The sequence below is a fragment of the Oryzomonas rubra genome, assembly GCF_008369015.1.
In the GTDB taxonomy this organism is placed as follows: Bacteria; Desulfobacterota; Desulfuromonadia; order Geobacterales; family Pseudopelobacteraceae; genus Oryzomonas; species Oryzomonas japonica.
The window spans coordinates 165646-190245 of record NZ_SRSD01000007.1 but is presented as its reverse complement, the minus strand read 5'-3'; the positions used below and the strand labels follow the sequence as shown (position 1 = coordinate 190245).

At 53.2% G+C, this 24600-nt stretch carries 24 protein-coding genes; all 24 read right to left on the bottom strand.

All coding sequences use genetic code 11. From position 1 onward, the window contains the following. Window positions 1-31: 31 nt before the first annotated feature. Complete coding sequence (locus tag ET418_RS12620; RefSeq protein ID WP_149308011.1) at window positions 32-1015, bottom strand: polysaccharide deacetylase family protein; 984 nt, start codon at window positions 1013-1015, stop codon at window positions 32-34. 87 nt (window positions 1016-1102) lie between these two features. Further along, a complete protein-coding gene (locus ET418_RS12615; RefSeq protein WP_149308009.1) occupies window positions 1103-1927 on the bottom strand; it encodes an SDR family oxidoreductase in 825 nt (274 codons plus the stop codon). Beyond that, window positions 1911-2834, bottom strand: a complete 924-nt coding sequence (locus tag ET418_RS12610; protein WP_149308007.1) for a Gfo/Idh/MocA family oxidoreductase — start codon at window positions 2832-2834, stop codon at window positions 1911-1913. The genes ET418_RS12615 and ET418_RS12610 overlap by 17 nt, the downstream gene beginning before the upstream one ends. Beyond that, a complete protein-coding gene (locus ET418_RS12605) occupies window positions 2831-3565 on the bottom strand; it encodes an SDR family NAD(P)-dependent oxidoreductase (RefSeq protein ID WP_149308005.1) in 735 nt (244 codons plus the stop codon). The genes ET418_RS12610 and ET418_RS12605 overlap by 4 nt, the downstream gene beginning before the upstream one ends. Window positions 3566-3719: 154 nt before the next feature. Continuing rightward, on the bottom strand, window positions 3720-4520 hold the full coding sequence (locus ET418_RS12600; protein ID WP_149308003.1) for an SDR family NAD(P)-dependent oxidoreductase: 801 nt from the start codon (window positions 4518-4520) through the stop codon (window positions 3720-3722). Then, window positions 4520-5230, bottom strand: a complete 711-nt coding sequence (locus ET418_RS12595; RefSeq protein WP_149308001.1) for an acylneuraminate cytidylyltransferase family protein — start codon at window positions 5228-5230, stop codon at window positions 4520-4522. Before ET418_RS12595 ends, ET418_RS12600 begins: the two co-directional genes overlap by 1 nt. A gap of 36 nt (window positions 5231-5266) precedes the next feature. Then, entirely contained in the window at window positions 5267-6331 is a 1065-nt protein-coding gene (locus ET418_RS12590; RefSeq protein WP_149307999.1) for a nucleotidyltransferase family protein, read from the bottom strand. Window positions 6332-6342: 11 nt separating this feature from the next. Further along, window positions 6343-7530, bottom strand: coding sequence for a UDP-N-acetylglucosamine 2-epimerase (gene neuC / locus ET418_RS12585; RefSeq protein ID WP_149307997.1), 1188 nt, complete (start codon window positions 7528-7530; stop codon window positions 6343-6345). Beyond that, on the bottom strand, window positions 7512-8531 hold the full coding sequence (gene neuB / locus ET418_RS12580; protein WP_246153054.1) for an N-acetylneuraminate synthase: 1020 nt from the start codon (window positions 8529-8531) through the stop codon (window positions 7512-7514). Before neuB ends, neuC begins: the two co-directional genes overlap by 19 nt. Next, window positions 8528-9157 (bottom strand): acetyltransferase, encoded by a 630-nt coding sequence (locus tag ET418_RS12575; protein WP_149307995.1) that lies wholly within the window; start codon window positions 9155-9157, stop codon window positions 8528-8530. Before ET418_RS12575 ends, neuB begins: the two co-directional genes overlap by 4 nt. Further along, on the bottom strand, window positions 9150-10319 hold the full coding sequence (locus ET418_RS12570; RefSeq protein ID WP_246153053.1) for a LegC family aminotransferase: 1170 nt from the start codon (window positions 10317-10319) through the stop codon (window positions 9150-9152). The genes ET418_RS12575 and ET418_RS12570 overlap by 8 nt, the downstream gene beginning before the upstream one ends. Window positions 10320-10338: 19 nt before the next feature. After that, window positions 10339-11349 (bottom strand): NAD-dependent 4,6-dehydratase LegB, encoded by a 1011-nt coding sequence (locus tag ET418_RS12565; RefSeq protein WP_149307993.1) that lies wholly within the window; start codon window positions 11347-11349, stop codon window positions 10339-10341. Between the two features lie 53 nt (window positions 11350-11402). Beyond that, the gene (locus tag ET418_RS12560; protein WP_149307991.1) at window positions 11403-12737 is read right to left on the bottom strand and encodes a polysaccharide pyruvyl transferase family protein; all 1335 of its coding nucleotides are present in this window, start codon (window positions 12735-12737) and stop codon (window positions 11403-11405) included. Window positions 12738-12769: 32 nt separating this feature from the next. Continuing rightward, window positions 12770-13888, bottom strand: coding sequence for a glycosyltransferase (locus ET418_RS12555; RefSeq protein ID WP_149307989.1), 1119 nt, complete (start codon window positions 13886-13888; stop codon window positions 12770-12772). Window position 13889: 1 nt separating this feature from the next. After that, window positions 13890-15032, bottom strand: a complete 1143-nt coding sequence (locus ET418_RS12550; RefSeq protein ID WP_149307987.1) for a glycosyltransferase family 2 protein — start codon at window positions 15030-15032, stop codon at window positions 13890-13892. 14 nt (window positions 15033-15046) lie between these two features. Next, window positions 15047-15703 (bottom strand): exosortase C-terminal domain/associated protein EpsI, encoded by a 657-nt coding sequence (locus ET418_RS12545; protein ID WP_149307985.1) that lies wholly within the window; start codon window positions 15701-15703, stop codon window positions 15047-15049. Continuing rightward, complete coding sequence (xrt, locus tag ET418_RS12540; protein ID WP_149307982.1) at window positions 15691-16548, bottom strand: exosortase; 858 nt, start codon at window positions 16546-16548, stop codon at window positions 15691-15693. Before xrt ends, ET418_RS12545 begins: the two co-directional genes overlap by 13 nt. Before the next feature lie 13 nt (window positions 16549-16561). Beyond that, complete coding sequence (locus ET418_RS12535) at window positions 16562-17476, bottom strand: XrtA system polysaccharide deacetylase (RefSeq protein ID WP_275937957.1); 915 nt, start codon at window positions 17474-17476, stop codon at window positions 16562-16564. Then, complete coding sequence (locus ET418_RS12530; RefSeq protein ID WP_149307981.1) at window positions 17473-18726, bottom strand: TIGR03016 family PEP-CTERM system-associated outer membrane protein; 1254 nt, start codon at window positions 18724-18726, stop codon at window positions 17473-17475. Before ET418_RS12530 ends, ET418_RS12535 begins: the two co-directional genes overlap by 4 nt. Continuing rightward, the gene (locus ET418_RS12525) at window positions 18723-19910 is read right to left on the bottom strand and encodes an XrtA/PEP-CTERM system-associated ATPase (RefSeq protein WP_149307979.1); all 1188 of its coding nucleotides are present in this window, start codon (window positions 19908-19910) and stop codon (window positions 18723-18725) included. Before ET418_RS12525 ends, ET418_RS12530 begins: the two co-directional genes overlap by 4 nt. A 16-nt stretch (window positions 19911-19926) precedes the next feature. Then, on the bottom strand, window positions 19927-20769 hold the full coding sequence (locus tag ET418_RS12520; RefSeq protein WP_149307977.1) for an XrtA-associated tyrosine autokinase: 843 nt from the start codon (window positions 20767-20769) through the stop codon (window positions 19927-19929). Between the two features lie 47 nt (window positions 20770-20816). Further along, a complete protein-coding gene (locus ET418_RS12515; RefSeq protein ID WP_149307975.1) occupies window positions 20817-22313 on the bottom strand; it encodes an XrtA system polysaccharide chain length determinant in 1497 nt (498 codons plus the stop codon). Window positions 22314-22354: 41 nt separating this feature from the next. After that, window positions 22355-23164, bottom strand: coding sequence for a polysaccharide biosynthesis/export family protein (locus tag ET418_RS12510; RefSeq protein ID WP_149307973.1), 810 nt, complete (start codon window positions 23162-23164; stop codon window positions 22355-22357). A gap of 34 nt (window positions 23165-23198) precedes the next feature. Next, window positions 23199-24596, bottom strand: a complete 1398-nt coding sequence (locus ET418_RS12505; RefSeq protein ID WP_149307971.1) for a TIGR03013 family XrtA/PEP-CTERM system glycosyltransferase — start codon at window positions 24594-24596, stop codon at window positions 23199-23201. Window positions 24597-24600 lie beyond the last annotated feature (4 nt).

The window sequence follows — 24600 nt, the reverse complement described above, 5'->3', positions numbered from 1 at the left end:
CCGGTTCCGCGACAATTACCATGGCAACCTGTCAGACCATGATTTTTCTGGTCCACTCATTGGGCTGGGCATCGCTTCTCTTCGGCAGGTCATTGGTATCAATCCGCGAAAGAGCCAAAGGATTCTCGCGCTCCATATCCGCGATCCCGACGCTTACCGATAAACCGATCCTGCATCCTCTCATGTCCAGAATTGAAAGCAGGGAATCATTGTAGCCACCATACGGATAGCACATTACCCAGTTTTCGAGGTCACACCCGATACCGCCCAGGAATTTGAGCGAGAGATCGATCTCCCGTTCCTGTTCCTCCTTTGAAAGCGAGTCCAGCCAGTAGTGGTCATAGCCGTGGCTTCCGATGAACATGCCGTTTCTCCGCATGCACTCGAGTTGCTCCACGTCCATGTATAATTCCCTGGCAAAGGCAGCCTCGTCACCGGTAACAAACTCGGCGAACAGCTTGTCCACCATCCTTGCCCTGAGTTCTTCCGGAAGGCCTTTCTGCAGTATCCTCTTGATGAAAACGACATCCGCCGTATCGTAGCGGCCCGCCACCGCCAGTTTTTCATAGTAGGATTCAGGCCGGTCGAGAGAGTATCCGGATTGGTTCTCTCTGATATCGGAGAAGATTGTTTGGATGATTCGTGTCGTGTCGTTTACCGATGCGAGAACAAAATGGATCTTGTTCACATCGAGCACGAGATGCTTGGTGATCGCCTTGGCCGGTGGAAAAAAACACCCCTGTATTCCGTATCTGTCGAGAACAGGAAATACGTTGGTGAAATGATCGATATAGCCATCATCAAAGGTTAACAGAAGCGCCTTCGGCGGCAATTCGTACCCCTTTGTATGAGCCGCATGAATAAGCTCCTCCATCGTTATGGGGGTATAGTGTGCACGCATGTAGCCGACCTGGCCGACAAAATCCTGCAGCTCCAACCCCTTGATCTCCGGGTATCGGGAATGTTTCAGATCCCGTACGAAGTGATACATGACAATGGTGATTTTTCTGGGCATACGTACCTAGCTCAATAAAATTCTTGTTTGCGTTGAACCTGCTTCAAACGACGTGGCACTACGCCGGTTGTTCATGGCACACTCACATCACCACACGCTCAGCCCTCCATCGACCACGATATTCTGCCCCGTCACATAGCTCGATGCATCCGAAGCCAGATAGATCAGGGCGCCGACCATTTCTTCGCCCTGCGCCATGCGGCCTAGGGGGACACGTGCGGAGTAGCGCTCCTTGAAGGTTTCATTCTGTCCGCTCTCGACACCGGCGGGAACGAGGGTATTGACCCTGATCCCCTTATCGGCCCAATAGGCCGCCAGGTATTTCGTCAATCCGACGACCGCAGCCTTGGAGGCGGCATAGACCCCCGGATTGCTGATCTGTCGCCCCAGATAGAAGGAACCCTCGTAAATTCTCTTGTCAGAGGCAAGGATGCCATAGATGGAAGACGTCTGGATGATGCTTCCGCCGGTCCCCTGGAGTACCATCCTGCCTCCCACCGCCTGGGCGACCAGAAACATGCCGTCGATGTTGACCGCCATGACCTTGCGCCACTCCTCAAGGGAATAATCTTCGAACGGCGCGAAAAAAGCCTCATGATCAGACGACTTGGAAGCAGCGTTATTGTGCAGGATATGCACGTTGCCGAACCGCTCCACCACCCTCTGCACCATGGCGCTTACGGATCCCGGATCCGATACGTCGCAGGGGACGCCTTCCGCCTCGATCCCGAATTCTTCAGCCAGTTCCCGGGCGAATTCCGCCGTTTTATCGCCATCTAGGTCAACAACGGCAACATTGGCGTTGAACTCGGCCAGCCCCTGGCAGAAACGGCGGCCAAGAATGCCCAGCCCACCAGTCACGATCGCGGTCTTACCCGTTAGATCAAACATGTTCCTATAGGTGGATTTCATGCAAAAAGACCTTCCTCCCCTGGGATCGGGACATCCTGCCCGCCATGAGAAGCCGCATGGCTCCGAGCGTTTCCTCCGGGTCAATGGCGGGCCTGCCATCCTTGATGGATTGGCAGAAGTGCCATAGCATCCTGCTGAACATGGAAAAATTATCGGTGATCTCATGGGAGGAGATCTTCCTGGTTCCGAAAAAATCGACGCGGAAGCATTTCGCCACATCCCCAAGGGCGTCGAGTTGCAGGAGCGACCCGTCATCCATCTGGACAGCAACCGAGGTATGGGGCGCATCGAGTGCGACCACCGAAACGGCCCGGGAACGGACGACATTGGAGATGGCATCCACGAGATGAATCCCGTATTTCTCCCATGAATTGAGGATGGTCCCGCGAATCAGGCGGATATCCCCATACTCGTTCAGCGCGGCCCGAGGCTCGTCGAGCTCTTTGGCGTATCGCATGCCCGCACAGGACATGAGCTTCCCGTTCCTCAGATATTCTCCCAAGGTCGCCAGTTCGGAGATGGAGAGACTCAGGGGCTTGTCGACGAAGACGTGCATTCCCGCCTTCAGAAAAGGGATTGCCAGGTCGAAGTGATTTTCGTAGTCGTCGCGGGCGATGATCACCGCATCCACATTGCCGATCATATCCTCGGGGCGGGAGACCGCATGGGGAATCAGGCAGGCTTCGCACAGCCTTTTTGTTACGTGCGGGTCCTGGCTCCAGCAATGGGTCACCCCAACCCCATCGATGCCGAATTCGGATGGATCGCGGCGCCGTACGTAGTCGTAGATCACGGGCCATCCGGAAGCGGCCAGCCCGGCATCCGAATAACCGTTTATGATCGATGAAAACGAAAACGGGTGACCATTGCCCTCACTAAACCCTATCATGCCGAGCCGGATCGTCACAAAACCCTCCTGTACCGTTCATCGGCCTTTCCCTCCAGCCATCTGATTCCCTCCAGTTCCGGGAAAAGGGGAATCTCGTATCCCAGCCAGAAAAAGCGGCCGGAGGGGCCGTTTTCATCCAGTGACAACAGGTAGTCAACAGTCGGGTGGCAGACGGAAGGGGGCATGGGGGCGTCAAGCGCCATGTTGCTGCGAACCGGCCCTGGGCTCATTAGGTTGATCTTGATATTGTAATCGCTGCACTCCTTTGCCGCCGTCACCGTGAAAGCGTTCAATGCCCCTTTTGACGAGCTATACGCGCCGTATCCCGGAAAACAGTTCAAAGGCGCACCGGAGGTTACATTGATCACTCTGCCGAAGTTATTGGCCTTCATTGCCGGAATGGTCTTCTTTAGGATATATAAAGGGGCAAAAAAGTTCACCCGAAAGGAACGCATGACATCATCCATGTCCAGGGAGTCGAACGTTCCGCCTCTATTCACCCCAGCGTTATTGATAACATACGGTATGTACGGATAGCTCTCCAGGATATGCTCAAGGCCGCCTTCCAACTCCTCCGGCTTCGCCAGGTCCATGCAGTAGGTCGTTACGTTTTTGTTGTGCCGGAAGGCTTCTTGAATAACCTTTTCCTGCCTGCCAACAGCCAGCACATGGTACTTCTGCGAAAGATGTTCCGTTAGCGACAAGCCGACACCACTGCTTACGCCGGTGATAAGGACCGAATCATTCATCTACCCCCCCTGGCAAGTAGGGATCCCGCAAGAAAAGCATCATTCCTGCCGGCATAATGACCGCCGGAAGCAGAACCGGAAAAACTGTTTATGAGGGGTGGGAATGGAAACAGATGTCCATTTCCTTCGCTGAAACCGATAGTCCCAAGTCTGGTTACCATGCACCCCATCCTCCATCTACGCAGATATTCTGACCAGTTATATAGCTTCCGGCGTCGGAGCAGAGCAATGCGACAGCACCCTTCAATTCATATGGGTAACCGATGCGATTCATCGGATTCTTTGAACCGAGCCGCGCCATAAATTCCGTATGTTGCTGGGTTGCCTCATGCGGAAAAGCGCCGGGGCTTAGGGCATTAACTCTAATTTGGTGCGGAGAGAGAAAGCTGGCCAGATATTTGGTAAACTGAATTACTCCTGCTTTGGCGGCGCCATAACTTGGCGGATTCGTAAACTGCTCGCCGTCGTAAATCCTGTAATCCGGACTGATATGTCCATACATCGAGGCAATGTTGAGGATAACACCTTTCGTTTTCACAAGATCAGGAAATGCTATTTTGGTAATCCGGAAATTTGAATTCAAGCTCATATTGATGTCATAATCCCAATCCTTATCGTTGATTGATTCCCAACTGTTCTTGTTGCCCGACCATGCGTTGTTGATCAGGATGTCAATCGCATCAAAATGCTTGTGGATTTCCTCGAAGCACCTGACGATGGATTGTTTGTCAAGCAAGTCGAGCTCAATCGCGAGCATCTTGATGCCATTGCCGACGTTCTCGGCTATTTCCTCGCACCGCTCCTGACATTTTTTCAGGTCACGGCTGGCGATAACTACGTTTGCGCCTAATTCCGCCAGAGTATAGCTCATCTCGCTCCCCAGATACCCGGCCCCACCGGTGACAAGGGCGACCCTGCCCTTTAGTGACAAGAGATCATTAATATTTTTCCTCATTATTGTCTCCTGTTTTCATTTTTCTTGATGATTGCCTCAACGATCTCTAAATCAAGTTCATCATCAATATCGACCGACCTCTCTGCCGGCATAATGACCGCCGCCGAGTTGCCGAAGAGGATGCCGGGGACATCCGCCGTCAGTCTGTCGGCCCGGAACGCATACACGGCGCCGTTCAACTGGTAGGCCCTGGGGAGCTTTTGCCGGGGCAGCCACGGGTTGACGCCGGGGATGAACACATCCGGTTGGCCGTTCTCGATCCTCCATGCCCGGCACGGGTTCAATTCGGCCTCCTTGAAGGTGGCAACAGAATCGATGGCGCTGTCTTGCAACAATGCGAGACACTGCCGTATATCGTCGGCGCTCCGCAAGGGTGAGGTGGGTTCCAGCAACATGACTATGTCGGCGCTCTCGCCTTCGTTTCGCAAAGCTTCGATGAGATATCTCAAGGTGTCGATAACCAGGGCATCGTCCGCGGCAAGCCGGGAGGGCCGGGAGTAGACTTCGGCCCCGCTCTCTCCGGCTACCCTGCCTATCTCGTCGTCGTCGGTGGACACGATGATCCTGTCGATTTCGCCCACCTGCTTCGCAACCTCAACGGTCCAGGACAGCAGAGGCTTTCCCGCCAGCGGCGTTATATTTTTCCGCGGTATCGACTTGCTGCCGCCACGGGCGGGTATGACCGCCAGCACCCTGTTCCCCTGTATCATCTCTTCACGGCTCCCATCGCTGCATTGTCCGCAGCATCAGAAATTCAGGTGCAAGGTATCCAACGCCTTCTTGTATTCGGCCCATTCCCCGACATCAATCCACGACTTTTCGCTGACCGGGTAGATGCCGACCTTACCTCCGGACTCCTTTACCTTCTCGATAAGATGGGTAAAATGGAAAAATTCATTTTCCGGGATGAAGCTCAATGTTTCCGGTTTAACCACATACAAACCGGTATTGACCAGGAAGTTGTATTCGGGTTTTTCACGTATCCTGCTCAGGATACCGCCGTTTTCCACCTCGCAGACACCGTACGGTATGTTGTAGTTCTTGAGGGAAGCCACCAGGGTGATGTCGTTGTCGTTGGTCAGGTGGTGCTTCACCACATCCGAGTAATCGGCCTTGATGATGACGTCGCAGTTCGTCACGATCAGGGGAGTGTCGATCTTGCCGCTCAGATACCGCAGGCTGCCGGCAGTCCCCAATGGCTTGTCCTCGTATATGTACTCGATGGTGTAGGCAGGGCCTAGTTCCTCGAAATAGGATTTGATTATCTTCGACTTGTAATTGACGGAGATGTAGAATTTGTCGACCCCGCAGACAACGAATGAATCGATTATGGTCTCAATGACGGTCTTGTCGCCGAGTGGGATCAGCGGCTTCGGCAGTATCTTGGTAAAAGGATCAAGCCGTGTCCCCTTCCCACCGGCCATGATGACGACCGGCAGGCGGATCGGCGTGAGTTGCCTGCCGGCCTGCACCTCTCCGAAGACATTCTCCCAGAGTAGGACCTCGATGATCTCCCTTTTCCCGTTGACGACCGGAATGCACCCTATCCTCTTCTCCAACATCGTGGTCTTGATCTGTTCCAGATCGTAACCGGCAGTTGTAAGGCACGGCATCGTGTTGCAGATGCTCTCCACCGTGCCGTCCAGGCTTCCTTCCGCCAGAATCCAGCGCCGGATGTCGCCGTCCGTCAGGGTGCCGATCAGACGCTCTTCGCCGTCAACGACAAACAGGGTTCTTCGTTCGGTTTCTTCAAGCTGCAGCAAAGCATCCTTGATCCGTGAACCGTTCCTGATCATGAGCGTGGTAATCATAAAAAGACCTTTCAGGCCAAATCCCGGAACTCTTTCCGGATAAGATCTTCCGAGAGTTCTATGGTCTTCAGCTTTTCCTTGATCCGCAACGATGTCTTTCCATCCCGGAACCGGTCATAGGGATTGCCCATAGTCTCCAGGCCGGCCCTGAAATCGTGGGAGAGCGCCCGGCCAATACCTTCTCCGATCGATTCGGTCGAGGTATCGGCATCGATCACATTGGCCGCCCGCATCCGCCCCCTCTGGCGTTTGCCGATGTTGACGACCGGCAGCCCGAAGGATGGTGCCTCAATCAAACCACTCGAAGAATTTCCCAGCATCAGGTCGAGGTTTTTCAGGCAGCTCAAGTACTTAAGCTGGCCAAGGCTGTCAAAAAGCTTGAACCTGTGCGGGTTTGCCCTGCAGAACTCCTCAACCCTGGCGTTGATGATGCTGCCGCCCGTATCGGCGTTTGCCTTGGTGAAGACCGCCTTGATGCCCGAGGCTTCGATCGCTGCGAGCAGATTGTCGATCTGTTCCCGAGCCGTGCCCTGCTCGATAGTAACCGGATGATAGGTGACAATGGCAACGATCCCTTCCAGCTTGAACCGGAGCGCACTTTCCAGCTCATTGCGGTCCAACAGGGGCAGCCGGTACAAGGCGTCAAGCCCCGGCGCGCCAAAATTGAAGGTAACGTCGGGGTCTTCCCCCATCTGCAGGATCCGTTTGCGGTAGGTTTCAGTAGCCGCAAAATGGATACTTGCCATCTTGGTCACGGAATGCCTGAACACCTCGTCAATGGCCCCCTGGCTGGTTTCACCGCCATGAATGTGGGCCAACGGGATGCGAAATACCACTGCTGCAAGGGCAATCGGGACGATCTCGAACCTGTCCCCCAGAAGCACAACGATATCCGGCCCGATCTCCTTCAGGGCATCGGCAAAGGAGATCATCGCCACTCCCATGGATTTGACGATCCCACTCTCGCTGTCGGAGGAGAGCAACATCTCAATCCGCTTGTCGATGCGAAATCCGTCCTTCTCGATGACATCGGCAGTCATGCCGAATGCGGCCGCAAGATGCATGCCCGTAGCAATTACGCTCAACGCCAGATCGGGATCTCCCTCAATCTCCTTCATGAGCCAATAGAGCAGCCCGTAATCGGCCCGGCTGGTGGTGACGACGCAGATTTTGCGTTTTTTTACGCCAAGTAATGCCATTTCAGCACGTCATCCTTTGCAATCGTCTTGTTGACTCTCAACCCGACCAGCTTCTCCATGTCTTTCGGCTGCACACCGTACCCCGGCCTTTTGACCGTCAGCTTATCGATAGAGATGATCTCGCCTTCCGCAATCGTTTCCGCAGCCACAACGCTCTTTCGGGCAATATCGATGTTCTTCAACTCGCAGGGGGCCGGCCTCTTGATGCCGTCACCCATGGCCTGCTCAACGTTCCTGATCGCCTGAACCATGCGCATGAAATCCGCCGGATTGAGCGACGCCTTGTGGTCAGGCCCTTCCATGGCATTGTCCAGGGTAAAATGTTTCTCGATAACCCTGGCGCCGAGTGAAACCGCCGCCAGGGGGATCTCGATGCCCGGGGTATGGTCCGAGTAGCCCACCGCCGCCTTGAAGGCCTCCCGCAGGGTGAGCATGGCGTTCAGGTTGATCTCCCCATAGGGTGCGGGGTACTCGGTGACGCAATGGAGCAGGGTGACGCAAGGATTTCCGCACGCCTGGAATATCCCGAGGGCCTCTTCAACCTCGCCCAGGGTGGACATACCGGTGGACAGGATCACCGGCTTCCCCTTTCGGGCGATATGTTCCAGCAAAGGATGGTTGGTGATCTCACCCGACGGGACCTTGAAGGTGGACATGCCGAGCGAATCCAAGAGGTCCGCGCTCTCCTCATCGAAGGGGCTCGACATGAACTCGATGCCGCACCGGTGGCAGTGGGCGAATAACTCCCTGAAATCCCCCTCTTTGAGTTCGAGCCGCTTCAGCATCTCGAACTGGGAATCCCCTCCCGTTGCGTCGCGCTTCTGGTAGTCCGCCTTTGCCGCGCTCCTGGTAACCAGTTTCTCGGCCTTGAAGGTCTGGAACTTGACGGCATCGGCGCCGCACAGCCTCGCGGCATCCACAAGCTCTTTGGCGATTTCCGGCGAGCCGTTGTGATTCACGCCGGCTTCGGCAATGATATAGGTCCTCTGTTCACGCATCATCTGATCCTCTTCGCGGGGTTGCCCACATACGTCCCCGGGATCGTTATATCCTTTACCACCGTGGAGCCGGCGCCGATCAGGCAATTGGGACAGATGCCCACGCCCTGGATGACGTTCGCCCCGGTTCCGATCAGGCAGTTGTCCCCCACGCCTACCCCACCGCTGAGCGTGACACCGGGCGCGATATGGACGTTGTCCCCGATCCGGCAGTCATGCTCGACCGTGCTGTTCGTGTTGAGGATGCAGGCACGCCCGATCTGTGAGCCGCTGTTGACCACCACCCCGTCCAGGACGGCTGTTCCGGCCCCGAGTCGGACCTCCTCGTTGACAACGGCATGGGGAGACACTACCGGAGGAAACTCGTAACCGAGCGCAAGGAGTTCGTTCTGAAGTCTGATCCTCCGGTCTGAAGCGTCAATTTTTCCTATGCCTATAATTGCCCGGCAAGCGGCATCTTTCCGTATCATCTCCGCGAGGATGCTGTCATCACCGAGATACGGGGCCCCGAGAATCAGCCCCTTGTCCTGCCGGTCCGTATAACCGGCAATGTCATAGCCGGATTTTTTCAGGACGCAGATCAGGACCTTTGCATGTCCCCCTCCGCCGATGACGACCACCCTATCCATGGCGCAACCGCTCGGCCACAAACGCCACCTCGCCCGCCGTGATACCCGTGCTGCAGGGAATATTCAACGTTATCTCCAGCATCCGGCACGCCTTTTCGATATGATACTGCTGGCAATCGCGGTAGGGGACCTGGAGGTGATTCAGGTGCCAGACGGGTCTCGTCTGGACCCCCTCCCCCTTCAGGTATGCCATCACTTCCTCCCGGTCTTTTCCGTAGCGGGTGCGGTCGATCTGCAACGCGTACATCCAGTGGTTGTTCCGCGCATACGGGGGGGCGTCCGCAAGCGTCAGGCCGTCGATGTGGTCTATCGTATCCCGGTATCTCAGGAAGTTTTCCCGTTTCGACTCCAGAAATCCGGGCAGGAGTTCCAGCTGTGCCACCCCGATCGCGGCCTGGACGTTGGTCAGACGGAAGTTGTAACCGACCTCGTTATGAACATACCTGACCTCATCGTCCTTCGCCTGGGTGGTCAGATATCTCGCCCTTTCGGCATATTCCGGAATGCTGGTAACGATCATCCCCCCGCCGCCGGTAGTGATGATCTTGTTGCCGTTGAAGGAAAAACAGCCCACATCCCCGATGGTTCCCGTATGCTTCCCCGCCAACACAGGATCGAGATAACGGGTGCCCAGGCTCTCGGTCGCATCCTCGATGATGCTGATGTTGCGGTCGCGACAGGCCGCGGCGAGTTCATGCATCCTGACCGCATTGCCGAATATGTGGACGGGGATTATGGCGCCAATCCTTCTTCCGGTTCGCTTGTTGAAGGTAACGCCACGCTGGATTTCCGTTTCGTCCCGCAGAAAATCAATAGTTTTTTCCACGTCAATGTTGTAGAAATCGTCGCAATCCATGAAGACCGGGGCGGCCCCCAGGTAGTTCACGGCATTCACCGGGGCAATGAACGTGAGGGTCGGGACGATAACCTCATCGCCGGGGAGCACGCCAACAACCCTGAGCGCCACCTGGAGTGCCGCGGTCCCGTTGACGCAGGCAACGGCGTGGGGGGAGCCGACGAAGGAGCTAAACTCCTCCTCGAACCGTTCAACGTACTTGCCGGCCGTGGAAACCCACCCCGTATCCAGGCACTCCTTGACATAGTTCCATTCATTGCCCTTCAGGGACGGTACTGAGAGCGGTATCATTTTAGAAGTATCCATGCGCCCCCTATAAGATCGTTCAGATGTTGTAGATATGCGGCTTGTACAGCTTGAGGTTTTCCGGAAGGGCGAACCACTCGATTGTCCGGGCAAGCCCCCTCCGCAGCCCTTCGAGGCCGGCATAGTTCTGTTCATGCTTGAGCAGCCGCCTCGCCTTGGCGGTATCGGCCCAGAGCCTTTCCACCTCGCTCTTTTCGGGCCTGAGCCGTTCCTGATCGGTGACGATCTCTATGTCAGCCCCCATGATATCGGCAATCATCCGGGCCGTGTCCCCCATGGAAATCTCATAGTTGCTGCCGATATTGATCACCTCACCCACGGCTGCATCGCATTGGGCGACCGCCATGAATCCGGCAACCGTGTCGGCCACGTAGTTGAGGTCACGCGTCGGATGGAGGGCACCGAGCCTGATGGTGCGAGCCCCGGACGCAATCTGGGTAATGACCGTCGGCACAAAGGCCCGCGCGGATTGTCTCGGTCCGTAGGTGTTGAAAGGACGGATTATGGCAACCGGCGTTTCAAAGGAATGATAAAAGGACAAGGCGAGTTGGTCGGCGCCGATCTTGGAAGCGGAGTACGGCGACTGGCCCTGGAGAGGATGTTCTTCGGTTATGGGCACAAAACGGGCCGTGCCGTAAACCTCGCTGGTCGATGTATGCACCACCTTTGCCACACCCAACTCGCGAGCGGCCTGAAGGATATTGAGGGTTCCCTTGATATTGGTGTCGATATAGGTATCCGGCGAATGATAGGAATAGGGGATAGCTATGAGCGCAGCCAGGTGAAGAACGATATCGCACCCCGTCATGGCCTGTTTTACCCCGTGGGGGTCACGGATATCGCCGCTGAAAACGTCCAGCGACGTCAACAATTCCGGGGCGAGGCTATCCAGCCATCCCCAGGAGTTGAACGAGTTGTAACAGACAAAGGCGCGAACGTCGCAGCCGGAGCGTACGAGTTCCTCGGTGAGGTGAGAGCCGATAAACCCGTCGGCACCGGTCACAAGGATTTTTTTGTTTCTCAGGTCCATTGATGCTCTCTTTTCCGTGTCAAGCGTGGCGGCGGACCTGCCCCCGACGTGCCTTACCGGGGCTCCGTGTCCTTATCCTTAATATGCCCGGCTATGACATCGGGCAACCTCTTTGCCTCGCGGCATCGCTTCCCGGCAACAGCTCGTATGGTTGCCCGCAACGATTCTCCCTGTTTGAGGTACTCCCGCGCCAATTCAAGTATTTCGTCGACCTCCCCGCTGGAGGGGAAAACAGGGAACTCGCGCACATATTCATACTCAAGAAGCTTCTGTAGGCTGAGCATCTTGTGAGCGCTGGACCCGAGAAAGATGCACGGCGTTCCGCCCAGTGAGGCGAGGATGGTGGGATGGTATCTGCCGGAGATGAAGAGGCGGGCATTTGCCAGGATCGCGCCCCCCATGAATACCGAGGTATTGACCGGGACAAACCCCACCCCGGCTTCGGCTGCAACCGTCCGGAGAAAGACATCCCCCCCGCAGTTTTCCGTGAGATATACCGGATACCCCAGTCCCTGAACCTTTTCCAGAAGGCGCGCGAAATGGGGTACTGCTGCTGTTTTGTCTTTCGCGGCCAGTGCGCTTCCGCCGATGCAGATATAGGGTTTGGAAAAATCCAGCCGTCCCAGATTGCGCCTGCTCTCCGGAAAGGGCATGATGAAGTCACCGTTTGCCGGGATTTCCGAGGCGCTTTTTTCGATGTACGGATACCAGCTGAAAAGGGAATCGGGAACAAGGCTGCAATCGGCGTCCGGCATCTCGCTTTTCACATACTCCAAGGACTGGTAATCACGCACGATGACCCCGTTACAACGTGACAGCGTCCTTCGGGCGAATTCAAGGGTCGCATGATTCCGCCCGGTGGTAGGGCAGTCGGAAACGAGTCCATTGGCAAAAACCACCTTTTTGTGCAGATGCAGACCCAACTCGGCCATACCCAGCAGAAACAGCACTTCCCTTCGCGGCGGGGTGGTAAACACAAAATCGCCTTCCCCATGGATAACGAGGAGGTCTGCGTTGTACGCCTTCTCATAGAGCTCGCCGATCTCTCTGTGGGTGTCCTTGTAACGGAGGATATTGGCAACGGTTTCAGCAGGATCATGGGCAATAAAATCCTTGGCCCCGAACAACTCTTCCAACCGCATGTAGTAATCGTACACCCGTCTTTTATGCCGGCTCGCACGCAGCATATTAAAGAACCAGCCATACTCAGAGGGGAGGAATGTATTAACGTATCCGAAACCGGCAGAGTCGAGCAGGAACGTGCTGCCGGGGATGGTATCGCTGATCCGGTATCGCTCCGACAATATCTGCAGCAGGGCAATGCTCCCGCCTCGCCCCCCCCAGTTTTGGTATGAACTGTTATCGCCTACCAGTAGAACGTTTGTCATGGGGTGCTTTCCGCGGGATACGCCGCCCGTCGTCAGTCAACAAGCCTCGTATAAATTTTAGCGTAGTTCTCCGCCATTGCACGCGAGGAATACGTGCTGACGACTATTTTTTTACATCTGTCAGCCATTTCTGCCGCCAAAGCCTCATCCATCATGACTCTGCCAATGCCTTCCGACAGGTCAACGGCACGGGGAGCAGGCACCAATATCCCCGCCTTGCCATGCTGCAAGACCTCGGGGACCCCCCCGACACTGGTCGCAACAACCGGCACCCCCGCCTGCATCGCCTCAAGCAGGACGAGCGGCAGCCCTTCGGTGAGGGAGGACAATACAAAGACTCTGAAAAACGGCAGATAGCTTCTGGCGTTCTCCCGGTAGCCGGGCATGAGTACCCGGTTTTCCAAACCGAGTTCCCGCACCTTCTGCTCCAGTTCCCTCCGCAGGTCGCCATCCCCCAGGATCACCAAACGGATGTCCTGACGCTTTTGGGCCAGGATTGCAACCGCCTCGATCAGCCGGTCAAACCCTTTTTCCCTTGAGAATCGCCCGATGGCGCCAAGGGTATACCCCCCCCGGCAGAAATCCCGTACCTCACGATCTAGTCCCTTGCCATCAACGGGGTCGCTCGCCAAAGGAATGCCGTTCATGACCACTTCCATGCGGAGCCTTGGGCGATTCCTTAATTTGGGATGGCTTTTCATGGCCTCGTTGACCAGCACGATACGGTCGATAAAATTCAGGGCAAGCGAATCAAACCATTCGTAGAGCATCATGCGGTTGATCTCGCCTGTTCCTGTCCAGCCATGTATCGTCGCGATCATGGGGATTTTGCGAATTCTCCGCGGGATAAGCCCAAGGAGGATATTCCCCTTGTAACCATGGGAATGGAGGAGAGTTGCTTTTTCCCTGCGGGCAAAACGGAGAATTTCAAGAGCACCCAACACATTGGGCCCCGGCATCATGCGGAAAACCTGCACCCGCAAGCCACGCCGACGGGCCTCTTCTTCAAGCGGCTTGCCGGCAATAGCATGCTCCCCCATACTGGCCAGGACCGGTTCAAATCCCATCGCAACCTGTTCGCTCATCAGGTTGAGGAGCATAATCTCGGCTCCGTACAATCCGCCGCTATCAATGACATGCACTATCCTCATCTCATCCCTTGCGCGGCGTCCAGACCACCTGCTTTTTCCCGAGAAGGAATTTGCCGAAAGCGTGTGCAGCTGCCAGGTTAAGCAGGACAAAATATCTGCTGAACGTCAGGAGTCTTCCCCATACTCCGGCACTCTTTGTTCGGGGTGCTGCTAAAGCGCCCACATACCCTGCATGCTGCAGCACCAACATCACCGTATACCCTTCTCCATTCCCCAATAACAGCCAGTTCGTGACATAGGCAACAAGCAGAAACCAAAAGCAGAGATAACGCAGTACCTTGTGGGACCAGAGTTGCCAGGCAAAAAGAGGGTTAATCCCCGGCCACAACAACTGCCGCATGTCGAATAGAGCCCAGAACGCACGCAGGGATACCCTGACCCGCATCCGGTACTCGTCGTCCGTATCCTTCAGGGTAGGTTCCCACAGGACGGCCTCGGGCTCATACACGACCCGATACCCCTGTTCGATGACCTTGAGCGGTTGGACGAAATCCGGCAGTTGATCGGCGTTCATCGGCCTGTAGAGCGTCGCGCGTACGGCATCTATCCCACCATCCACCCCGACCACCGAACCGAGGCGGGTCTCGATGGAACGAAGGGCATTCTCATACTTCATATAGGCGCTGCACCCCTCGCCGATAGGGGTGCCGTCAGGATTGGCGTAGATCATCTTGCCGGTAACATACCCCACTTCTTCATCAGCAAAATTCGCCAGCAGCTTGCGTAACGCATCAGGAGCATAGAGGGAGTTGGCATCGGAAAAGATGATGATATCTCCCTTTGCCAGGGGGACGGCCATATTGAGAGCGCCGGTCTTGCCGGCACGGGGTTCCTGCCTCAGGAGGCGGACATCGTGGTCGGCGAAGCCTTGCACGATAGCGTCGGTCCGGTCGGTTGACCCGTCCGAAATAACGATGATCTCCAGCTTATTGTGGGGGTATTCCAATCCAAGCTTATTTTCGATGGTGGTTGCGATTCCCTCCGCCTCGTTGTAGGCCGATATCAGAATCGTGACGGTCGGTTCGAACGTTTTTTTCTTGACCGTTTGGTGAAGGCAAGCCGCCAGACCGGCAGCAAGCAAGGGATAGCCGGCATAGATATAAAAAACAAGTACCACTGACAAGAAAAAAAAGGTTTCAATCATCGGCTGCTTCGCGTTTATGACCGAGTAATATAGCTGTAAAAAACGGGGTAAAAATCTTCAATAAAATCGAACACCCGCTTCCGTACCGTCGCAATGTTTTCTTCCCCCAATGGTGAATTGATCCGTACGAAGGCGTTATCTTCACTCCGGCCTGAGAATTTATCCAAAACCATGGCAACTTTTTGCGCCTGAGTGCTGTGAACAGCCTTCCCGTTTGCCTGAAACCAATAAACGACGAGTTCCCGGTCCCCCTGATGCTCAGCTATCATATACGAGTATTGGATCGTCAGCTTCTGCTTGTTTTTCAGAACATACTCTCCGTTTCCGCGATTTCCGATCTGCCACCCCTGCCCCTGAAAGCAGACCAAAGGATCATGGGCCGCTCCGACCTTCTTTACCGTGCGGTAATACCCGATGTATAGATTGACGAGCCCTTTGTCGCGACGGTAGGAGTGATAGAGATAGTCGTCAAGTTTGAGTGCCTCGACGATAGGCGCGTCCATCGAAAAATTACTGATAAGTTGCCAGGTGCCGACCGGGGAAATCCCCTGTTGCAGCGGTTCCTTCGCTATAGTGGCTGCCCCCGCCTTGAAATGGTCCTTGATAACGAACGTGGTACCGGCCAATAATATGATAAGAATTGCCAGCCGTACCGACCTCACCGCTCGCATAGTGCCAACCCCTTTCCCGCCGCCAGAAACAGGCCCAAGGCAATCCCGAACATAGCAAGCCCCAAACACGTATGGAGCGTCCCTTCCGACAGGTCGATGGAGAGGAAATAGAGGGCTGAGATCAAGACGAAAACACGGAGGATATTGACTGCGAGCGCAATGGGAATAGCGAGGAGTAACAGCGCTCCCCGCAGAATATTGGATCGCAAGGTAAAATACGCCAACACCGTTCCAAGGGTCAGCATGGTCATAATCGATCGAAGGCCACTGCATGCCTGCACAACCTGGAACGTCCCTTGGGGAAGTTGGATTATGTTTCCATCATGAAAAATCGGAATACCGCTGAATGATGCAAGTCCGACGCTGGCCTTGGTGACGAGCAATTGGAGCGGAATGGTCAGTCTCGCTATAATCTGGGCCGGGACAGGTATCATGAAGGCGAGGAACACGAGAGGGAGAAAACAGGCTCTGAAGACACCATAACCAAACAGAAAAATGACGGCACCCCAGAGAAATACGATCATGGAAAGCGACGCGATGGTTTGCATTTCTCCTATTTTTGAAACGGCATAGAGAAACAAGGCACCTATTGCCAGAAGCAATCCCGACCATGAACCGATAGCCTGTTTTTCAAGAAAAACCTCTCGCTTTTGCCAGAGCATATAAGCAGCCACAGGCGCTATTATAAAACCATATGAATAGTCGTCGGAATAGGACCAGGCATGAACCAGGTTGGTGATGACGGGAAAGTAGGCGCAGGCGAAAGCCACGCCGAAAACAGCCCAGAAGAGGTACTGTAGTTGGACGTTACGCTCCGTGGATAACAATTGCTTTACAAACGGCATCGGACAGTCCCCTTTAAGAGCGCATTGAACAATCGTCAAAATACATCTGCTTCAGTGAGGTGAACCTGAAGTCCGCCAGCAGGTGGTGAAATCGTTGTGCCGTCTTGTGAAGATTAAGGTAGTGACGAAACGTGCTTTTGACGCCGGCGCCTCTCATTCGGGGTTGTTCCGGATCGAGCTCCCAGGGGTGCAGATAAAAAACGAACGATTTATTTTCTTTGGAATTAATACGTTGCAACCCCCACTTTGTGAATACATAGGGGAAAAAGCGGAAATATCCGCCCCCGGCAATGGGAATGTTTTTTCCGCAAATGTTTAAGGTTGTAATTGGAATTTCGAATATTCGCGGTGCAGCCACGATTTCAGCCCCTCCGATTTCGGGTGATTCCGTCTCCGGGTCCCAGTCCCCATCGGTTTTACGAAATACATTACAAGCGTAGCGGGGCCAGTCAGGAATTCCATAAAAATCATGGCGAATGGGGAATACACTTGAATCGTAAAGATACCCTGCCTCAACCAGCTCGTCGAAGGCCCAGAAAGAGTTGCGTGCGATTGAATAACTGGGAGCGCGATACCCTATGACCGCTGTTCCAAGCAAGTCTTCAAGCACCGCCTTACTTTTGCGGATGTCGTCGCGGAATTCCTGTCTGGTTTGCTGGGTAACCCGTTGGTGGCCATACCCATGACAGGCGATCTCATGTCTTCTTGCCTGAATTTCCTTAATTAATTGAGGTGTGCGTTCCGCAATCCACCCCAGCACAAAAAATGTGGCGGTAACGCCGAATTCGTCGAGCATATCCAGTATGCGGCGAGTATTATCTTCAACCCGCAATGGGTAGGCGGCCCACTCATTGCGTTTCACACAGCGCTCAAATGCCGACACTTGAAAATAATCTTCCACATCGATGGTCAGGGCATTAAGAATCAAAAAGTCTTCCTCACTTCGACAATTCCACGGTTAATCTCTTTGGCGTCGGCCGCTCTGTCCACAGCATTACGATAGGTTTCAAAGGAATACGTAACACCAAGGCTGATGTCATAATTGAAAGCATAGGTCAAGCCGCTTGTGGCAATGAAATGGTAGGGGAAATCGCCGGAATTGATCTGATAGAAATGTTCCGCTGTTGCGTTAAGGCTGACCGTTAGGCTCGGTATGATTTCGTGACGTCCATAGCCGGAGAAGGAAAGTTTGCGCTGACTACGAATATCCGTTTGCGTATTGACATACTCGGAATAGGTGCTTGACAACCCAAAAGCCCCGCGGGTCAATACTTTGTCGATCTTCCCGATGTAGTCGGTTTCTTTGGTCGAAACAGACTGCGGATCTTCGGTAGTTTGAGCCTTTGTTTCCACTGTTACCGTGGCGACTTCGAAGTCATGCGTAATGCCGGCATCCCAAAAATAATACGCAACATCATTGGCCTTGTCGAAGATCTGCCAGCTTCTGCCCAGTTTGCCGAAAACAAAAGACTTGTCGGCATATTGATATTTGAAGCCACCATAAACGTCATGCCTGTCGAAACGGCTGAGTGACGTTTTACTGCGCGTAAATGCATACCCGGAAGTAAGACTCAGTTTGGGCGTCAATTCATAACTAAAATCGGCAAGGGCGCCATGTTCGAACTTGTCGATGCTGGTTGCATCCCAATAACGGGTATCGGAATAGCGATAACCGGTCCTGAGCGTACTTTTTTCTCCCATTTTCCAAAGCAGATACGGCGAAACGACAGCGATATTCTGGTCGGTCTGATTGAGAAAGAGGCTGCTTTGGGTGGTCACGTCACGGGTAACGTTAACGGATACCCGGCGGTAGGTTTCATTGAGATCGAGATAGAAAAAATTATCTACAAGCGCGATGTTCCCCTTCACCATGGCGTCGTGATTAAACTCGGCATCACGGCTGTGCCGCGCATAGTTGCGGTAATCGAGCGTATAGGCCGTATCCCAATTCCAGAAGGGGGTCAGGTAATGAAGCGACGCTCCCGGCTGGACACGGGTAATATAGTCGGTTCTCTTGCTGGCCGCGACCTCGTAGATGTTATCGTTGATCTCTTCACTTACCGCAAGCGATGGCTTAAACACCGTCTCAGCGGCGCAGGCCTGCCGGGCACCCCCCGTTACAAGGCCTGCTACGATCAGTGAGCATATCATCCAAGCCTGCCGGAAACAGTTCATCATTTTCTCCTGCCGAAGGTATCGCCGCCAAAAACCCTGCGGACAAACCCCACATTCGTGGGTTCATGAGACATTTCCAGGGCACTATCGTCTTTATGGGGCGGGACGATTTCATCCAGTTTTCTGATAAGGCTGAATATCTGCGAATCGGCCTTTGCCATATGTGAGGAGACGCTATTCTGAAGTTGCGTGAAGCGATCCTGAAACTCAGTGATGACTGTTTGCACCGGGCTGCCGTTTGTCCCCTCAAGCGCATCGATCCGCCGGGCAATATCGTTCAACAGGGCGCGCATATCATTGTTCTCCAACAGGTGCGATGCAGCGCCGGCATCAGCCGACAATCCTTCCGGGGGGGTAACGGCCCCGCTTGACCAAAAATGGTTGTCGAAATCAAGATCCCCGATAACTTCGCGCACCATCTCGACGGGAATCACCTTCATTTCTTCGGCAAATGCCGAAAGCATCAGAAAATCGCAGATAATGTTTATTAAGCGGGGAATTCCCCTGCTATAGCGGAAGATAATGTCCAACGACTCAAAAGGGAACTCCACAGCGAGGGCATTGCCTGCAACTTCCAGGCGATGCATTATGTACCGCTCGGTTTCCTGACGGTTTAGCGATTGTAAATGGCAATTTATGCTGATCCGCTGCCGCAATTGGCGTAGCTCGGGGGTAGATAGGATAGTCCTCAGCTCGGGTTGTCCAACTAAAATAATCTGCAGGAGCTTGCTGTCGGATGTCTCCAGATTGGAGAGCATCCTGACCTCTTCCAGAAGCTCCGGAGCGAGATTTTGGGCTTCATCTATGATCAGGATCGGCTGATTGCCGCGCGCATACTGGTCAACCAGGAAATCATTCAGATCCCGGATCAGGGTAACCTTATCCTTCCCCTGGGTCTGAAGGCCGAAATCGTCATTGATCATTGCCAACAGTTGTTCAGAGGTGACGCGGGTATTAAAAACCTTGGCCAGGACCAACTGCTCATAGCGCTTATTGAGCAGATTTCTAATTATTGTGGTTTTGCCTGAACCGACCTCTCCGGTAAGAAGAATGAAACCTGCTCGCTCTCTGATTCCGTAGTCCAGAAACGTCAACGCCTTTTTGTGCGACTTGCTCAGGTAGATAAAACTTGGGTCGGGAACCAAGTCAAATGGTTTCATGCGTAAATTGAAAAATGTTTCGTACATACGTGCTCCGCTTTTGTTATGTAGCTTTGTGGGAATAGTCGCGATAATATGAGTAGCGTTCGTCATGCCGGTCAAGTATGGCGTCGTTATATACCATTCCCAGTAGTTCGCACCCCTTGAGAGCTTCAACAGCTTCTTTGATGTTTTCGTGGGAAGCAAGCCGCTCTTTTACGACAAACAGTACCCCGTCCATCTGGTGGGCTAAGGAGCGTGTTTCCGCAAAGAGGAGAATGGGCGGCGTGTCAAATATGAGATACCGGTCGGGATAGCGGTATTTCATCTCTTCGATCAACTCTTTCATTTTCTGTGACGTGAACAACTCAACCGGATTGCTGACAGCATGGCCAGCCGGTATTATGGAGAGCTTGCCAATACCTGTGGCGATGATCGTATCTCCGATGTCCGCTCCATTGAGGAGGACGTCCGAGAGTCCTTGTCCGCTATCAATATTGAGGTAACGCTGGACAGAAGGACTGCGCAGATCCGCATCCACCAACAGGACGGTGTGATCGAACTCCTGGGCCAGACTGATAGCAAGGTTGAGAGCGGTGAGCGTCTTCCCTTCGTGTGGTACCGCGCTTGTCACCATAATAGTGTTCTTGAAAAAATCCTCGCCTTTGGTCATTTTTACCAGTACGGATTTCAGTTTTCGGTACTCTTCCGCCGTAGGTGAATGCGGATCGTTCAGATTGACGAGATACGGGTTGTCAGGTCGTATTTTGTGGGCTACGGGCGGGATTGGAGGAGGCTGAGCCGGAATGGCCCTGAAAACGCGCTTTTGTGGATGTCCCTCGGAAGGCGGGGCAACACCATCCCGAAGCTGTGCCGCCTTTTCCATGGCCTTTTCAATTCTGCTCATATGTTAACCCTTTCGTGATACATCAGGTGTATCGACAGATGTCCTTCTTACCGCAAATGCCCCTTGACGTCCTGAACAAGATTAGCCGGAGAAACGTAGGTGATCATTTTATCGACGTAGTTTAGTCCCAGCAGCTCCATTGCCGGAAAACAGAGCAGAAAAAGAAAATATACGCCGGCAACGGTAAACAGCCGCGTCGCGCGCCTGTGCTGTATGGCCGCCTCGCGCGGATTCAGTATATGAGGAATAACCGCCAAAATTGGCACACCGAATTCCTTGACAAAATTGGCATCTTTTACTGATGCGTCCATTTGTTCAAGAAGCAGCAGAACGCCAAAACTGCCGGCCAAACCACCGACGATTCCGAACAACATAATGGAAAGGCGATTCGGGCTTATGGGCGTCGCGGGGAGGACGGCAGGGTCGACAATACGAAACGTTGTTGATTTGTCCTGCACCTCCATCTGCTTTGAGACCTCGGACTGCCCGTGACGCGCGAACAGCTGGTCGTAGATATTTTTCTGGTTATTCCTTTCCAGTTCCAACTTATCGAGTTCAGCCTTTGCCGAAGGAATGTTCCTGAGCAGTGCCTGATTCGAAGCGATATTGCGACGCAGCCCATCTTCCGATATCTTGATGGCCGCGATCTCCGAATCGACTTTTGCCAGCTCGTTGGAGTCAAACGCTTGCCCGCCACCCGAAGCCTTCATCTGCTCCTTGATTGACTCGATTTCCGCTTTTACCGTGAGTACCCCGGGATAGCTATCGGTATATTGAGCCTGCAGTTCATGCAACTGTTTCTGCAGCGCAGACAGCTTCGAGCGCAACGGGTCGCTGGTCGTTTTCGTTACCTGGCGCATTCCCTCCAACTGCCGACGCCTCATTTCCAGATCAATGAGTTTCTGCTGCGAAGCATTAATATCCTGAAAAAGTTTTCCCTCATCAATCGAGATGGCCGTTCCCTTCGCCCGCTTATAAGCGTTTACTTCATCCTGCGCCTTGTCCAATTTTGTTTTGAAAGCGGATATTTGTTCAGAAAGAAACTTGGTAGCGTCATACGATTCACCGCGTTTTGATGAAGTATTCTCTTCGATATAAAGGCGGACCAATGTATTGACGACATCCTGGGCCAATCGTGGGTTACGGTCTTTATATGAAATTATGAACAAATCCTTGTCTTTTACTTGTACTACGATATTTTTCTGGAGTTTTTTTACGAGTTCTTCCGTTTCGGTATTACTATTTGGTGCCAGGTTCATATCAACACTATCAGCGGTCTTGGCAAGCAGCGTGCGGCTGGTGATTGCATAGGTAAGAACTTTTATCGTGTCTTCCATGGATGGTGAAACAGTAAGACCTTTGACAAGCTCACTGATCACATTTTTTTCTATAAAAACAGTGCTTTTTGCTTCATATATTTTGGGGAGCGCAAAACTTACGATAGTGACTACCGTCATAATCAGCAAAGCCAGCGTCACAAATAATTCTTTACGTCTGATCAAAAGCTGCCGATACTTTTTGAAATCAAGTTCAGAAGACTGCATATGCACCTCACAAGCAAAATTTTACGTGAACCGGCCGCTACTTAAAAAAGGCTTTCCTTGACAAGGACGTAATCACCCGCCTCCAACACCAGATTCTGGGACAGGTCGCCTTGTTTAAAAAGTTTTTTAGCCTTAACTTCCAGGGATTGTTCCTTTTGCCCGACCTTTCTCCTGATTACGATATCATCCTGGTCCGCGAACTTGGTGAAACCTCCCGCTTCGAGTATCGCCTCCATGACCCTCATGCCCTCCCGGTACTCAACGGCCTTTGGGGTGAGGACGGCGCCGAGGATATAGACATTCTTATCCAGCAGGAGCGGAATGAACAATGAATCGCCAGACTCAAGCAGTATATCATTCTCCGACTCTCCCTTGATAAACAGCTTATAGAAATCCTCTTTCACTCTTTTCCCGTTCCTCAACAAATATGCTCTCCGGAGATCGGCTGTCTTGACCTCGCCAAGCGTGCATAACAATTGCAGGAGCGTTGTCCGCCGTTGGAGATCATAGACCCCCGACTTGATCCCACCGCCATAAATATACACTTTGCTGTTGGTAATATCTCTAACGGTAACCGTAACAATAGGATTCTTCACCAGTTCCCTGAGTCGTGTTCCCAAGGACACCTGCAACTCCTTGGGGGTCGCGCCGCTGGCAGCCACATCCCCCAGGCCCGGAACGGTAATCTTGCCGTCCGGGCGTACTTTCACGGAGAACGTCAGTTCTTTTACCCCCCATACGGAAATATCCAGGCCATCACCTTCGCCGATCACATAGTCCGCCGCACCGGATGCCAAGGGGGTCATCAAGAAAAGCATACCTATACATGCCGCCATCAGATTTATTCTCATAAAGTCCTCACGAAACAGGGATATTGGCAGGGCGTTATTGCCCGCCACGGCCAAAAAGCACAACCTTGATGGTTTCGAAAAAGATCAACGTGTCCAGGAACGGGCTAATATTTTTGATATAGAACAGGTCATAGCGTAATTTTTCAATGGCATCTTCTATTGTCGAACCGTAAGGATATCGCACCTGTGCCCATCCCGTCAGTCCGGGCTTTATGAAGTGACGCTTAGAATAGTACGGGATCACCTGTTTCAATTTTTCAACAAATTCAGGTCGTTCCGGACGCGGCCCCACAAAACTCATATCCCCTTTCAAAACGTTGTACAGTTGGGGAATTTCATCAATCCGCGATTTCCTGAACAAGCTCCCGAGCTTGGTCACACGCGGGTCATTCTTGGTAGCCCATATGGCACCGGACTTGTCCTCCGCATCCTGGCGCATGGTTCTGAACTTGAACAAATTAAACATTTTTTCCTTATTACCGACACGCATCTGCCTGAAAAACACCGGGCCCGGGGAATCAAGCCTAATGGCAAGTGCGATAATGGGGAAAAAAGGGAGCGTCAGAAACAAACCCGTTAAGGACAGGACGACATCGATATAACGTTTGCAGATACTGAAATAGATTGGCCTGCGGAAGCCACTGGAAAAAATGATCCAACTGGGAGTGATTTGTTCCAGCATGAGTTTGCCATGAATAAGCTCATAGAACGAGGGAGCATCCATGACTTCAATGCCGTTCAATTTGCAACGCAAAACATCCCTGAGTGGAAAAACGCCCCTTCTCTCGGACAGTGCAACAACAATTATATCGGCCTGTGCAACAAGCGTAGCCGCCATCAGGTCGTCGGCGTTTCCAACAATCAGGTCATGGGGAACGACAACGCTCTCGCCTTGTTTCTCATTGTTGCTGGCACCATTACAATTGCATAATGCGTATCCCGCCAGGGTATAATTACGGTTGTGGGCCGAACAGAACTCCCCGACCTGGCTTGCCAGCGAACCGGTACCCAATACCAAAACCCGCCGGGAAAATCGTGGGTTGTGGCGGCCAACCAGGTAAAAAATCACATGCCAGACATATTGCAGGAGAGAAAAAATAGCAATCGAGATTACCAGTATGCCACGCCCGAGCATAATGTTCGGGTCAACGTAATAGGTGATGGAAAGCAGGAAAAATGAAGTTGCCGCACCGAGCAGGGTATTAATGATGATCTCACGTTTTCTGGTGTTTCTGTCGAAATCATAGGTGTCCATCAGGTGCGAGGCGAACAGGATCGCCAGGACAAAAATGAATGCAGTATAAAATGTCGAAGTTTCGGACAACTTGCTGGTGACTTCCGGGTAGCCGAGGCGTATCACGGCTGCAGAGTAGAGGGACAGCAGAACCAGCAGGACATCGACTATTATGAGGATAAACCAGCGCAAACTCATTTGG